The organism is Pseudomonas sp. MM213 (assembly GCF_020423045.1).
Taxonomy (GTDB): Bacteria; Pseudomonadota; Gammaproteobacteria; order Pseudomonadales; family Pseudomonadaceae; genus Aquipseudomonas; species Aquipseudomonas migulae.
In genome coordinates this window covers 4795016-4808357 of the sequence record NZ_CP081943.1, presented here as the reverse complement: position 1 = coordinate 4808357, position 13342 = coordinate 4795016, and the positions used below count along the sequence as shown (strand labels likewise).

The 13342-nt window shown below is 60.5% G+C and carries 14 protein-coding genes; 3 read left to right on the top strand and 11 right to left on the bottom strand.

Annotated elements, in window-relative coordinates; all coding sequences use genetic code 11:
- Position 1 precedes the first annotated feature (1 nt).
- Together K5R88_RS21990 and K5R88_RS21985 are read right to left on the bottom strand one after the other, a co-directional pair.
- A complete protein-coding gene (locus K5R88_RS21990) occupies positions 2-1687 on the bottom strand; it encodes a vWA domain-containing protein (RefSeq protein WP_226298344.1) in 1686 nt (561 codons plus the stop codon).
- Between the two features lie 88 nt (positions 1688-1775).
- A complete protein-coding gene (locus K5R88_RS21985; protein ID WP_008034659.1) occupies positions 1776-2336 on the bottom strand; it encodes a YbhB/YbcL family Raf kinase inhibitor-like protein in 561 nt (186 codons plus the stop codon).
- 139 nt (positions 2337-2475) lie between these two features.
- Here K5R88_RS21985 and K5R88_RS21980 point away from each other — a divergent pair, with 139 nt between their 5' ends.
- The gene (locus K5R88_RS21980) at positions 2476-4002 is read left to right on the top strand and encodes an apoptosis inducing factor family protein (protein ID WP_226298343.1); all 1527 of its coding nucleotides are present in this window, start codon (positions 2476-2478) and stop codon (positions 4000-4002) included.
- Positions 4003-4005: 3 nt separating this feature from the next.
- Here the strand turns inward: K5R88_RS21980 and K5R88_RS21975 are convergent, their stop codons facing one another.
- The 7 genes from K5R88_RS21975 to K5R88_RS21945 all read right to left on the bottom strand — a co-directional run bounded on the left by K5R88_RS21975 (position 4006) and on the right by K5R88_RS21945 (position 11571).
- Positions 4006-5511 carry a YdgA family protein gene (locus tag K5R88_RS21975; RefSeq protein WP_226298342.1) on the bottom strand — a complete coding sequence of 502 codons (1506 nt, stop codon included), beginning with the start codon at positions 5509-5511 and terminating at the stop codon, positions 4006-4008.
- 309 nt (positions 5512-5820) lie between these two features.
- Positions 5821-6456: a hypothetical protein gene (locus K5R88_RS21970; RefSeq protein ID WP_008034678.1), complete on the bottom strand. Its 636-nt coding sequence runs from the start codon at positions 6454-6456 to the stop codon at positions 5821-5823.
- Between the two features lie 82 nt (positions 6457-6538).
- Positions 6539-7987 (bottom strand): efflux transporter outer membrane subunit, encoded by a 1449-nt coding sequence (locus K5R88_RS21965; RefSeq protein ID WP_226298341.1) that lies wholly within the window; start codon positions 7985-7987, stop codon positions 6539-6541.
- Positions 7984-8871 (bottom strand): efflux RND transporter periplasmic adaptor subunit, encoded by an 888-nt coding sequence (locus tag K5R88_RS21960; protein WP_192226661.1) that lies wholly within the window; start codon positions 8869-8871, stop codon positions 7984-7986. The genes K5R88_RS21965 and K5R88_RS21960 overlap by 4 nt, the downstream gene beginning before the upstream one ends.
- Positions 8868-9077 (bottom strand): DUF1656 domain-containing protein, encoded by a 210-nt coding sequence (locus tag K5R88_RS21955; protein ID WP_008034684.1) that lies wholly within the window; start codon positions 9075-9077, stop codon positions 8868-8870. Before K5R88_RS21955 ends, K5R88_RS21960 begins: the two co-directional genes overlap by 4 nt.
- Positions 9074-11146 (bottom strand): FUSC family protein, encoded by a 2073-nt coding sequence (locus tag K5R88_RS21950; protein WP_226298340.1) that lies wholly within the window; start codon positions 11144-11146, stop codon positions 9074-9076. The genes K5R88_RS21955 and K5R88_RS21950 overlap by 4 nt, the downstream gene beginning before the upstream one ends.
- Complete coding sequence (locus K5R88_RS21945; RefSeq protein ID WP_008034693.1) at positions 11143-11571, bottom strand: MarR family winged helix-turn-helix transcriptional regulator; 429 nt, start codon at positions 11569-11571, stop codon at positions 11143-11145. The genes K5R88_RS21950 and K5R88_RS21945 overlap by 4 nt, the downstream gene beginning before the upstream one ends.
- Before the next feature lie 198 nt (positions 11572-11769).
- Here K5R88_RS21945 and K5R88_RS21940 point away from each other — a divergent pair, with 198 nt between their 5' ends.
- Both K5R88_RS21940 and K5R88_RS21935 read left to right on the top strand, forming a co-directional pair.
- The gene (locus tag K5R88_RS21940) at positions 11770-12048 is read left to right on the top strand and encodes an antitoxin of toxin-antitoxin stability system (protein WP_226298339.1); all 279 of its coding nucleotides are present in this window, start codon (positions 11770-11772) and stop codon (positions 12046-12048) included.
- Positions 12045-12326 (top strand): type II toxin-antitoxin system RelE/ParE family toxin, encoded by a 282-nt coding sequence (locus K5R88_RS21935; RefSeq protein WP_226298338.1) that lies wholly within the window; start codon positions 12045-12047, stop codon positions 12324-12326. Before K5R88_RS21940 ends, K5R88_RS21935 begins: the two co-directional genes overlap by 4 nt.
- A 4-nt stretch (positions 12327-12330) precedes the next feature.
- On the opposite strand, the gene K5R88_RS21930 is transcribed toward K5R88_RS21935, so the two are convergent.
- Positions 12331-12576, bottom strand: a complete 246-nt coding sequence (locus tag K5R88_RS21930; protein ID WP_008034698.1) for a DUF2789 domain-containing protein — start codon at positions 12574-12576, stop codon at positions 12331-12333.
- Positions 12577-12745: 169 nt separating this feature from the next.
- Positions 12746-13207: an aminoacyl-tRNA deacylase gene (locus K5R88_RS21925; protein WP_226298337.1), complete on the bottom strand. Its 462-nt coding sequence runs from the start codon at positions 13205-13207 to the stop codon at positions 12746-12748.
- Between the last annotated feature and the right edge of the window lie 135 nt (positions 13208-13342).

Sequence of the window (13342 nt, the reverse complement as noted above, 5' to 3'; positions counted from 1 at the left end):
GTCAGTTGTAGCCTCCTTTAACCGGTTCGCTGTTGGATGCGGTGGTGGTTCGCAGGCTCTGCGCCAGTTCCACCAATTGCACGAACTCAGAACGCAGACCGAATGGATCATCACCCCGCGCACCGCGAGCCAACGCCTGCGTGTCCTTCAAGCTGAAATCGCCGGTATAACGCCCGTCCTTGAGCTGTTGGGAAAACGCCGCCACGGCCGCCGCAAATCTAAGGTCGTCACTGGCCTTGCCTTCCGAACCAGCGGCAATCGGCCGCTCAATCAAGCGACTGTTCCCACCTTCCGGCAGCTGATAACGCACACGCAGCATCGCCAATTCTCCAGACTTTGCCGAAGTGGCTGACTCAGCGCTGCCATACCGCAATGGTTCCAACCAGCCCATCTCACCCTTCGGAACAATTTCGTACAACGCCGTGACCGTATGCCCTGCACCGATTTCACCGGCATCGACCTTGTCGTTGCTGAAATCCTCACGCTTCAACGCGCGATTCTCATAGCCCAGCAACCGATACTCGCTGACCTGCGCCGGGTTGAACTCCACTTGCAGTTTCACGTTCTTCGCCACCACCGCGAGGGTCGAACCGAGCTGATCCACCAGCACTTTGCGCGCCTCGCGCAGGTTGTCGATGTACGCATAGTTGCCATCGCCGGCATCGGCCAGTTGTTCCATCAGGTGTTCATTGTAGTTATCCACACCAAAACCCAGGGTGGTCAGGGAAACGCCGGTCTTGCGTTTATCCACAGCCATTTGCTTGAGGCTGTCGAAGTCGCTGATGCCGACGTTGAAGTCGCCGTCGGTGGCCAGCAGGATGCGGTTGATGCCTTTGGGGATGAACGCTTGCTGCGCCATTTGATAGGCCAGCTCGATGCCCGACGCCCCGGCGGTGGAGCCGCCCGCCGTCAATTGATCGATGGCTGTGCGAATTTTCGCTTTTTCCCGTCCGGAAGTTGGCTCCAGCACCACACGCGAATCGCCGGCGTAGACCACCAGCGACACCCGATCCTGCACGCGCAATTGATCGACCAGCAATTTCAGCGTGCTTTTGACCAGCGGCAGCCCCTCGCGACGGTCCATCGAACCGGACACATCCACCAGAAACACCAGATTCGCCGGGGCCAGTTCAGCCACCGCACGGTCCGATGCCTTGATGCCAATGCGCAACAAGCGGGTGTGCGGGTTCCACGGTGACGGCGCCAGTTCCGTGGTCACACCAAACGGCGAGCCATCGGTGGGCAACGCGTAGTCGTAGGGGAAGTAATTGACCATCTCCTCCAGGCGCACCGCACCTTCTGGTGGCAGTCGGCCTTGATTGAGCAGGCGGCGGACATTGGCATAAGCGCCGGTGTCGACGTCGGCGCTGAAGGTCGAGACCGGCGCCTCGGCGACGCTGTGAATCGGGTTATCCGCCAGCGCCTGATACTGCTCGCGCTGCTCATCCTGATAACCCGGCGGCGCAGATTCAGGCGCGAAACTCGCCATCGGTGCCGGACTCACGCTGCGTTTGGCCAAGGTCGCATCGGCCATGATCGCCTCACTGCGCACCAGCTCATGTTGTGCAGGAGACGCAACTGAAGGGGATTCAGGCTTGGACGAAACACCACAACCGGCAACGGCCAGCAGCAACCCGACGCTGAAACCCTGGGCGGCCGGGCGGAGGAAATGCAGAGGGAGGGACATGGGGGCTGACCTCAGGAGGAAATTGATCCATTCATCCTCTGAGACGGGCAGCCTCACCAGTTCGGGTTAAACCCGCTGAAAAAAAACATCAGCGGTGATAACGCCGCACCACGCTGCTGTTTTTCAGCACATGACCTTTGATTTTTTCCAGCAACTGCGCGCGGGTCAGACCGGCCGGTAAGGCGTCCGGAGCAAGGTCCAGGGCGTAGAGCTGGATGATGTAGTGGTGGGAGCTGTCGCCGACCGGCGGGCAAGGACCGATGTAACCGATGGTGCCTTTGCTGTTGCTGCCGCCCACGCCTTCAAACGCAGACTTGGCGCCAACACCGGCCGGAATCTGGCGGGTCGCGGATTTGATGCCGTAATGAATCCAGTGGTCGGAACCCAACCCTTTCTGACCGTCCGGGTCGTGCATGACGATGGCGTAACTCTGGGTGCCCGCAGGGCCTGCGGTCCAGCTCAGGGCCGGGGACTGGTTCTTGCCGCCACAACCGGCCGCATCGCTGGCCGCCGCCGAAGTGAACAGGCGGTTGTCGGTGACACCGGGAATGCTGACGGTGAAGCGTTCTGCGGCCTGCGCCGGAAACTGCACGCAAAGGGCGACGGCAACAGCCGCCAGCCAAGGGTTCAGAGAGGTCAATCGGGTCATACCGGAGCACCTTGTGCGGGTGGGGCCGTGGTCGGCGTGCAAACTATAGCCGGACCGTTCGCGCGGTGGCAGCAGGAATTGGCTGAACCTCGGGATAAGCGCCAAACTCTTAAGTGAAACGCTTGCCTGGAGAACGATCATGGCACTGCACCGCGTCGCCCGTTTTGCCGATGTGTCCGAAAACCGAGGCCTGGAAGTCCGGATTGGCGACACCAAGATCGTCTTGCTGCGGGCCGGCGCCCAATTGCGCGCCTATCAGGGCGAATGCCCGCATGCCGGGGCGCCTCTGGCCGAAGGTGCGCTGTGTCATGGGCGTCTGATTTGCCCGTGGCACAAGGCCGCTTACCGGATCGAGGACGGCGCGCTGTGTGAACCGCCGTCGCTGGACAGCCTCAAGCGCTATCCCCTGGAGGTGCGCGACGACGAAGTCTGGGTCGACGATCAGCCGCTGGACGATGCTCACACCCCGCCGGCCGATGACGAACGTACGTTTGTGATCATCGGTGCCGGCGCCGCTGGCACGGCGGGGGCGGCGGCGCTGCGCGAAAAGGGTTTCGGCGGCCGTGTGCTGCTGATCGACCGCGAGCCTGGCGCCGGTTACGACCGTACGGTGTTGAGCAAATTCGTGATCGCCGGGGAAATGCCGCCGGAAGAAGTCCCGCCACTGCGCGATGAAAACTTCTATCGCGAGCAACGCATCGATCGCATAAACGGTGAAGTGGCGAGCCTGGATGCACAAAACCGGACGGTGCAGCTCAAGGACGGCCAGACATTGACCTATGACGCCGCGCTGATTGCCACGGGCGGCACACCGAACGCTCTCGACATTCCCGGCGCCGACCTGCCGCAGGTGTTCTTGCTGCGCTCGAAAGACCAGGCACAACGGATTCTGAACGCCGCCAAACCCGGCCAGCGGGCAGTGATCATCGGTGACAGCTTTATCGCGATGGAGTCCGCTGCGGCGCTACGCGAATACGGTCTGGACGTCACCGTCCTGGCCCGCCACCCGGTGCCCTTCGCCAAACAGTTCGGCGAAACGGTCGGCAAAGCGATTCTTGCCCACCATGTGGCCCACGGCGTGGTGTTTCATACGGAGGGTGAAGCCGCGCAGATCGAAGGCACGAACAAGGTCGAAGCGGTGCGCCTGGATAACGGTCAGCGCTTTCCGGCAGATTTGGTATTGGTCGGCATTGGCGTCAGCCCGGCCACCGGGCCGTTCAAGGATTTGCCAACGGAAAAGGATCAGTCACTGAAGGTCGACGGCGGGATGCGCGTGACCGAAGGGCTTTGGGCGGCTGGTGATATCGCGACCTTCCCGCTCAATGGCCAACCGCAACGAATCGAGCATTGGCGCCTGGCGCAACAACAGGCGCGGATCGCCGCGACGAACATGCTGGGCGGTGATGAGCATTACCTGGATGTGCCGTACTTCTGGACCTGGCACTTCGGCAAGAACTACGACTACCTCGGTCACGCCGAAGCCTGGGACGAAGTCGAGTTCAAGGGTGATCCGTACCATCCACCCTTTATCGGCCTGTTCGGCAAGAATGGTGTGGTAACCGCCGCCATCGCCTGCGATGAAGAGCGGGCGATGGCAATGCTGGCCGAGCAGATGAAGCAGCCGCTGCCGGTTGACGAGGCATGGCGGCTGATTCGGGACGTCTAGGCGTTACTGAACAACGCCTGCCCCACCGAGTTTGCTCATCACAAAGCCGATAAACTCTTCGAGGGTCATTTTCTGGCCGTTGAACTCCACCTGGTTGTTGGCGTAGTGCAGTTTGCTGACGATGTTAGTGCCGTCCAGCGTGGCGAACTGCGTACCGACCGCCATGGCGCCGAACATGTCGGCGGTGGCCGTGGCTTGATCGGCAACGACCTTGACGTCGGCCTGGCCGTCGATCTGGCTCTGGACGCTGAGCAAATCAACCAGCATCGGTTTGGACACCTGGATATTGACGTCCAGCAGGGCAATCAACTGTTTGATCAGTTGATCCGGCGTCAGGTCCAAAGATTGTGGCTTGGTCAGGTCGAGTACCAGGTTGGCGCGACTTTCACCGTTGGTGGTGGTGAACGACAGGTTTTCCAGAGCCACTTGCGGGCCGGCTGCCAGCAGTTTCTCCAGACCGGTTTTCACCTGGGCCTCTTCTTCCGGGGTCAAGACCAGTTCGGGGGCAGGTTCGCCAGCTGCAACCGCTTCGGCGGCGGCCTTCTCGTACGGTTGCAGTTTGGTCTGGTAGATCTGCATCAACGACATCGTGGATGGAATGTCGAGGTTCTTCAGGCTCATGGCCATCTGTGCGGAGCCGACCGTCTTGCCGTTCAGGGACACTTCACCGATCTTGTAATCGGCACGCCCGGAAGCGCTGGTGCCCGACTCTTCGGTCTGGTTCTTCATTTCAAATTTCTTGATGCCCAACACCGACTGCTGAGCGCCAAAGGTGGTCTTGCTGTCGGTCAGCTCGACGGTGTTCTCGCCGGTGTAAAAGCCGTAGGTACTTTTGACGAGATTGCTGGCCAGGGTCAGGCCGCTCAATTCGACTTTCACCGGTGTCTGGTCTTCAGCCACGGTGGTCAGTGTGAAGTTGTCCATGTAGCCGTTGGCTTTGACTTTCTGCGCCTGGGCGTTGGCGGCGACCTCGAGGTTCAGGCCGGAAAATTTCAGGTGGGACTTGTCGTCCAGCGCAACATCCAGCGGCAGCAGTTCGAGGGTGCCGTTGGTGGCGTTGTCATAGCCGATGTTGACCACGCCGGTGAGCGGCGATTTGTCCTTGGCAGCGGCGAACCACTTCTCGGTGACCGGGGTCTTTTCCAGTTCGTAGTGACTGGTGGCCATGACCGGCAGCAATTTCAGCGACATCAGGCGCGAGAGCGGCAGCGGACCGTGTTCGATGCGGTCGGCGAAAAGCAGTTCGACCGGAGCCTCGCCGAACATCTCGCCCTCGCCCTTGAGGCGGTAGTGCGCGGTGCTGCTGAATACGTGGCGCTCAAGCGATACCAGTTCCAGCGACGCGGTGCCGTTGGAACCGACCAGCGCGGCTTGCAGCTCTTTGTTGGCGTCGGCGATCGAGGTGTTCAGCACCCCTTCGAGTTTGGTGCCGGTGAACCAGGCACCGCCGGCGCTGATTGCACCGATGGCCACGACGATTCCAAGAAGCACGCCTGCTGATTTATTCATGAATGACCCGTTCAATGTCCGTTGTTTGAGGTGTGGTCGTCTTCCCTGAACCCATTTCGGGTTGCGGTCACGACTGCGCGAAAAGTGCGAAGGAGATTAGCATCAGGCGTACCGGGCGGCCCAATGTTTAAAGGTTAAAGAGTGTCTATGGACCGCGCGGAGGGTTTGAGGGTTTCGGTGGAAATGAAAACGCCTTCGCGGGCAAGCCTCGCTCCTACAAGGTTTGCGTCGAACACGATATGTGTGAACGACGCAAAACCTGTAGGAGCGAGGCTTGCCCGCGAAGGCGTCAGAACTGACGAAACTGATTCAGGAATACTGCACTTCCATCTCATCCAGCTGATGATCAAAGCTTTTCAGCCGCGCAGTCCACGTATAAACCAGCACTTCAAAATCCCGATTGATCACCGCCCCGCCCGTCACGTCCGCGCGCGGGTCGCAGAAATCCAGCTGATAGCGTTCGCGGGCCATGGCGGCGGCGACATCGGAGAGTTCACGGGCATTATTCAGCCAGTGCCAGTCGTCCTCGGACACTTGTTTGTCGAGGGCCAGGCATTGCTTCTTCAAGGTTTCGAGGCTTTTTTCCAGCGGTGTGCCGGTGAGTTCGCCCATGACTTCCTGGAACGTGCGCCCCGGTTGCCAGTAACTGCCCCAGAAGTAACGATCGAACACCGTTTCGACCCGGCGCAAAGCGACCTTGGTGTCCCAGATCAGCACCAGGGTCTTGCCTTGTTCGAGTTGTCTTTTTTTGATGCGCTGACCCTGGAACGAAGCCCAGGCCACCACCACGATCGCCATCACCGCGATCAGCGCCGCAGCGCTATCGAGAAACACCAGCGCCTTGTCGATCTGGTGGGCCAGCATGATGCCGTAGAAATAGGTGGCCGACAGCAATACCAACGCCGCAATAGCGCACCAGAAGCCGGGAGCATAAGGGTTTTTCATTGTTGGAATCCCCATGACCAACGCGAGCCTTGATTGATGAGTTCGACGCGCGACCTCATCAAGTCAAAGCATAGCAACGGCCTCAGGGTTTGCCGGTATTCGAGCCTTGCGTTCGTCCGCTTTCCCAGCCGCCACCCAGCGCCAGGAACAGATCGATCTGGCTCAACGCAACCTGAGTGTTGGCGGCGGCCAGTTGTGCCGTGACGTCGGTGTAGGTGCGGGTCGCCTGCAGGTCGGCCAGGAACGACTCGCGGCCGGCCTGGAAGAAACGGTGCGTCTGGTCGGCAGCCAGCTTCGCCGATTGTTCGGCGTCCGCCAGGGCTTCTCGACGCTGCAGCAACGCCGAGTACTGCGCCAGGCTGGTCTGGGTTTCACGTATGGCGTTGAGAACGACACCATCAAAGTGCGCCAGCGTCGCCTGGGTCACGGCTTCAGCTTCGCGGATTCGCGCCCGGGCTCCGTTGGTCGGCACGCTCCAGCGCAGCGATGGGCCGAAGCCCCAGCGATTGGTGGAGGGTTCGCCGAGGTTTTCCAGAATGCCGACGGTGCCGATGGTCGCGCCGATGCGGATGTCCGGGTACAGCTCACCGGTGGCGACACCGATACCGGCCGTCGCAGCGGCCAGCCGACGCTCAGCCTGGCGGATATCGGGGCGACGTTTGAGCAGTGAGGCGCCATCGCCCACCGGCACCAATTGCGCGATTTTCGGCAGCTGCGCGCAACTGGCGGTGCCGGCCGGCAATTGATCGACCGGTTTGGCCAGCAGCATCGACAGGCGGAACAGCCCGGCCTGACGCGCAGCCTCGTAGCGCGGCATCTCGGCGCGCAGGGACTTGAATTGGGTTTGCGAACGGGTGACCTGGGTTTCATCACCTCGACCGGCGTCGCGCAGGCGCTGGATCAATGTGGTGCTCTGCGATTGCAGGTCGAGGGAGTGCTGGGCAATTTCCCGTTCTTCATTAGCCGCACACACCTGGGTGTAGGCGCGCACCACATCGGCCACCAACGTGATACGTGCGGTATCGGCGGCGGCCTGGGTCGCATCGGCATTGGCCTTGGCGGCTTCGATGCCGCGCTTGAGCGTGCCGAACAGATCAAACTGGTATGAAGCGCTGATGCCGATATCACCGATGTTGGCCACCGGCACTTTCTCAGGCAACAGGAACGCTTCGCCGGACTCCTGCAAACGCTCGGCGCCCATTTTTATGCCACCGCTCCAGCCACCGGCGGCCTCGGCTTCCTCGACCTGCGCGCGAGCTCGCAGCAGGCTGGCTGCCGCCACACGCAGATCGGTGTTGGACGCCAACGCTTGCTGGACCAGTTGATTGAGCCGTGGATCCTGATACAGCCGCCACCAATCGGCCGGCACCGGCGCCGAAACCACCGGTTTGCCGTCCACGGCCAGTTCGCCCTGAAAATCTTCGCGGTGAACGGCCGCCTCTTCCGGCAGTTGATAATCCGGCCCGACCGTCTGGCACGCCGACAGCAGCAAACTCAATCCGGCAATCACCAAACCCGAAGCCCTGCTCATTTGGCCGGCTCCTGCTGCTGGTCGCCGATGATCGACACCGTCGCGGTGCGCCCGGCAATCATGCGGAAATCCGCCGGCACGTCATCGAAGGCGATCCGCACCGGAATCCGCTGCGCCAGCCGCACCCAGCTGAACGCCGGGTTGACGTTAGGCAGCAGGTTGCTGCCGCTGCTGCGGTCACGGTCTTCGATGCCCGCGACGATGCTTTCCACATGGCCGCGCAGGCGAGCGCGGTCGCCGATCACGCGAATGTCGACGCTCTGGCCAACGTGAATGCCGTCCAGTTTGGTTTCTTCGAAATAGCCGTCGATGTGAAAGGAATTGCTGTCCACCACCGACAACACCGGACGCCCGGCGGTGACGAATTCCTGCGCACGCGGCGCACGGTCGTTGACGTAGCCATCCACCGGGCTGCGGATGGTCGAGCGGTCGAGGTTGAGCTGGGCGCTATCCACTGCCACTTGCGCTTCCATCAGCGCCACTTCGGCGCGGGCGACTCGTGATTGGCTCTCTTCCAGTTGCTCGCCCGGCACCAGATTGCCGAGGCCACGGTTACGCTTGGCTTCGCGTTGCGCTTGCGCCAGGGTTTCCTGACGGTCGGCGACCGCTGCTTTGGCTTGGCGCAGGGCGAGTTTGAAACGGTCCTGATCGATGCTGAACAGCACCTGGCCGCGTTTCACCAATTGGTTGTCGCGCACGTCCACTTGCTGAATCAGCCCGGACACGTCCGGGGCGATCTGCACGATGTCGGCGCGAATGTGTCCGTCACGGGTCCACGGGGCGAACATGTAATACATCACCATGCGCCAGACCACGACAACGGCGAAGGTCACGATCAGCAGGGTCAGGACCACACGACCGAGGGTCAGAAAAGGTTTTTTCATGTCATCAGGTATCGACTGAGTGAGTCCACGGCGCCGAGCAGCAAAGCGTAGAGAGCCACGTTGAACAATGCCCGGTGCCAGACCAGACGGTAAAAGTGCAGGCGCGTCAGCAACCCGTGCACCAGCAGGTAAATCACATAGGTAATGCCCATCAGCACCAGCAGCGTGGGCAGGAACACCCCGCTGATATCCAGATCACCGATCATAAAGGCGCTCCATCGATGCCATGGGGAAGCGGTTCTTCGAGGTCACCGGTGCCGAGGAATTCCACACCGGGCAGCAAGGCCAGACGCAAGCCGCTCAAGGCGTGTAGCAGGTGCAGGCGGGCGCCGTCATCGCATTCGCGGTTCAGGGCACGGCGCGCGCGGTCCATGGTCATCAACAACGCACTGGGCGCCGGCAAACGTTCGCCAGCCTTGAGGCAGGCTTTGAAATACTCGCCGACCTCAGCCACCACTTGGTGCAGCAATGTTTGCGGTACGCCGAACACTCGCGGCGTGTAGGCCAGCAAGTCGAGCAAGTTGAGCGCCACGCGCACTTCGCGCAATGCGATGCCGGTGTCCTGGCCGGTCATGGCCAGCCGCGGCAAATGCTGCATCAAACGGTCAAGCACCTGCACACCCAAGCGGCGATGCTCGGCCAGGGAGGCCGGCTCGGTGAGGCTGACGATGTCGTGCCAGCTGAAACGGGTCAGGCGCTTGGCCGCCAGTTCTGCGCCGAACGGCCGGGCGATCAGGGTCCAGACAAACGCAAACAGCAAACCGACCGGGCCGGCCAGGTTGGAATTGGCGAAGCTCAGGAAATCCGCGTCGTAAGCGCCCTGAATGCTGATGAAAGACGAGGTGTTGACCAGCGTCAGCAGCATGCCCAGGTAAAACTGCGGCTTGACCGTCAGGGTGCCGATGCAAATGAATGGCACGGCGAACGCCAGCACCAGCATCGGGAAGTCATGCAGGTTAGGCAGCACCAGGAACAGGTAAAGACTGGCGAACAGCACCGACATCGCCGTCCAGAAAAAGAACCGGTAAATCTGCGGCGCCGGGTCGTCCATCGACGCGAAGAAGCTGCACGCCACCGCCGCCAGAATCACCGCGCTGCCGCCGTCGGTCCAGCCGAGCAGAATCCACAACACCGAGGCGACAATGATCGCGGTGACCGTGGACGCCGCCGAATAAAACATCAGCCCACGGTCGAGAAACGGCGACAGGCGACCGAGGCGCCAATGCCGGTACACCGCGCGCCAACTGTCCTGGCTTTCGCACTGTATGGCGTATTGCAGGCTGCGGCAGTCCTGCCACAAATCGACCCATTCGCCGAGACGGTACAGCGCGTTGGAGAACAGCAGTTGCTTGCGATCATCCAGCGCTTCGGCAGTGGGTTGCAGCGCTTCGAGTTGATCTTTCAGCGCTTGCCAGCGACCGAGGTCGGCATCCTTGTGGTTGAGCCATTCGGTGGTAGCAGCCAACAACGGCGCGAACTTATCCACAAGCTCCGGCGTGCGCCGCTCAAGGGCGTAAAGCGCGTCATCGAGCGCGTCGATCACCGGCAGCAGATGAATCATTCGGCCGCGCAGTTCCTTGGTATTGCGCACGGTTTGCGGGCGCGCGCCTTCGTGGGGCAACTGGCCGATCATCAACTCCAGAGTGTTGAAGGTCGCGACCATCGACGAGCGCAGCGCGCTGACTTCGTCCGGCTGCACGTTGCGGCTGAGGAATCGCAGGCTGTAGGTCGAGGCATCGGCAAACCATTTGTTCACCGAATCGTTGAACACCGGCGCCAGCCGCCGCGGCCAGAACATCGCGCCGACCACCGCCGCGACGGCGATGCCGAGGAAGATCTCTTCAGTCCGCGCTTCAGCGACATCCCACACCGCCAACGGGTTATCCACCACCGGCAAGGCGATCAGCGGCAGGGTGTAACCGGCAAGCATCAACGCGTAGCTGTTGGCGGTGCGCAAGTGCAACGACAGGAACAGCAGAATCCCGGTCCACAGCGCGATAACGATTACCAACACATAGGGGCTCTGAACAAACATCGGCACGAAAAAGACTGCCGCCGCCGCACCCAGAAACGTACCGACCGCGCGGTACAACGCCTTGGAACTGGTGGGGCCGACAAACGGACTGGAAACGATGTAAACCGTGGCCATCGCCCAATACGGACGCGGCATTTGCATGAGCATGGCGATGTACAGCGCAATCATCGACGCCGCGAAAGTGCGCACGCCGTAGAACCAGTCCCGCGCCGGGGGAACGCCGGTAAAAAATCCGCTCAAGGGTTCACCACCGACGGAGCGTTGGCCGCTTCAAACGCTTTCAATACCCGCAAAGCTGCCTCCAGATCACTCGGGGCGATGCCTTCCAGCACTTCATTACGCAAGCGCACCAACTCGATTTCGACGGCCTGCACCAACTCCCGACCGGTGTCGGTCAGGCTCAGGCATTTGGCGCGGCGGTCATGGGCATCTTCGGTGCGACGAACGTAGCCGGCATGACACAACTGATCGAGCAGCCGCACCAGCGAAGGGCTCTCCATCCCGGCCGCCTGCGCCACCGTCACCTGCCGCACACCCTCGCCCAACCGCCCGATCATCAACAACGGAACGGCGCAGGCTTCGGAGATTCCATAGTTGACTAGCGTGGTCTGGCAGATCTTGCGCCAATGCCGGGCGGCCACCACCATGGAGCTGCTGATGTTCATCTGGAGAGCGTCGAGGTTTTTTGGCACGAGCGGAAAGACACACTGTTAGTTTGCTAACTATCAATATGTCATTTGAGGGGAAAGTTGGTCAAGTTTTGAAACAATTTAGTGGCCATCCGTCGTGAGAGGCATCACCGAAAGAAGTGTGCGTACTGAAGATGTATATACTTCGTCAGTACTCTCATCGAGGATAGCACTATGTCAAAACAAGCCGTTTTTACGATGAAACTTGAGCCTGAGCTGCGTGAACAGTTCATGGCCGAAGCAGAAGCTTCTCATCGACCTGCTTCGCAAATCGTCAGGGAAATGATGCGTCAGTTCGTTCAAACACAACGAGAGTCACGTGAGTACGAAGCGTTCTTGCAACGCAAAGTCGACAACGCACGTATTTCCATGCGGGCTGGCGATGGCCTGACCAATGAAGAAGTTGAAACACAATTCGCTGCCAGGCGTGCGCAGGTAACCAGCAAAGGATGAAAATAATCTGGACGCCCGCAGCAGCACAGGATCGTGCAGAAATTTGGGATTACCTGCATGCGGTCAACCCAATTGCAGCTCTCGATATGGACAACCGCTTCAATGATGCGATATCTCGCATTTCCCGGTTTCCTGAAAGCGGCCCTGTCGGAATCATTTCAGGTACTCGAGAGTTGATCCCCCATCAAAGCTATCGTTTGGTTTACCAACTCGAATCGGATGCAGCCTGGATACTCGCGCTCGTCCACACATCCCGACAGTGGCCATCAGAAAGTTGATTTGTTACACCCCGCGCCCTTTCCTCAGCAGCACATCCAGTTGATCCACCACCTCCGCCCAATCCGCGTCATCCAGAATGTCGTCGCGCAAAAACTGCGCCTGGCTCGGGCTCCAGAAAAAGGCGTCGGCCAAATGCAGTTCGGGCTTGAGCGGTGAGTGGGTGGCGATGAATTTATCGATGCTTTCGGCGTCATCGGGCAGGCCGAGTTGTTTGAACAGGGAAGGGAGGCTGTGGGTTGGGGATTCCATGTCGGGCTCCTGGGTATTGACTGATGATGGGTGACTGCTGCGCAGTCAATCGCGGGCAAGTCGGATCGCCGCACCGCTCGCTCCTACAATGAACTGCAATTCCCTGTAGGAGCGAGCGGTGCGGCGATCCGACTTGCCCGCGAAAGCGATGTCACTGTCGCCGCAAAACTCAACTACTCAACTCCCGCACCTCGGCATGCGGCACCATTTTCAGGAACTCCGGCACGCTCATGTGCAGCAGGTTGTTGTGGTTGCCGGCCTCCAGATAGATGTCGTTCTGCCGGGTCAGCAAGGGGTCGATGACCATGTCCAGGCCATAGGACTCACCCAACGCCGGCACCGCGCCGCGTTCGCAGTCTTCGAACAGATGCGCCAGGGTGCTTTCCCGGGTGATCTGCCACTCGCCGCTGCTGTGCACTTTGCTCAGGTCCAGGTGACGACTCGCCGGCAGCACGGCCATCAGGAAATGACCGTGGTGGTCGTCGAGGATCACCGACTTGGCCACCCGTTCGGCAGGAATGCCCGCGACCCGCGCCGTTTCAAGGCTGCTGGCCGAGTGTGGGTGGGTAACGATGTCAAATTCGCAGTGCGCCTTTTCCAGGCTGCGCTGCATGGTTCTTGCCATACGCATGATGCACCTCGGTGTCCGCAACAACGTTCACGGACAATGAATAAACCTGTTCTCACCATTGAAAAGTCTAGGCCCGCTGGCGTCTTCGCGTGGGAAATCTGCCCACCGGAACACCGTCGACAACTGTACAAAATT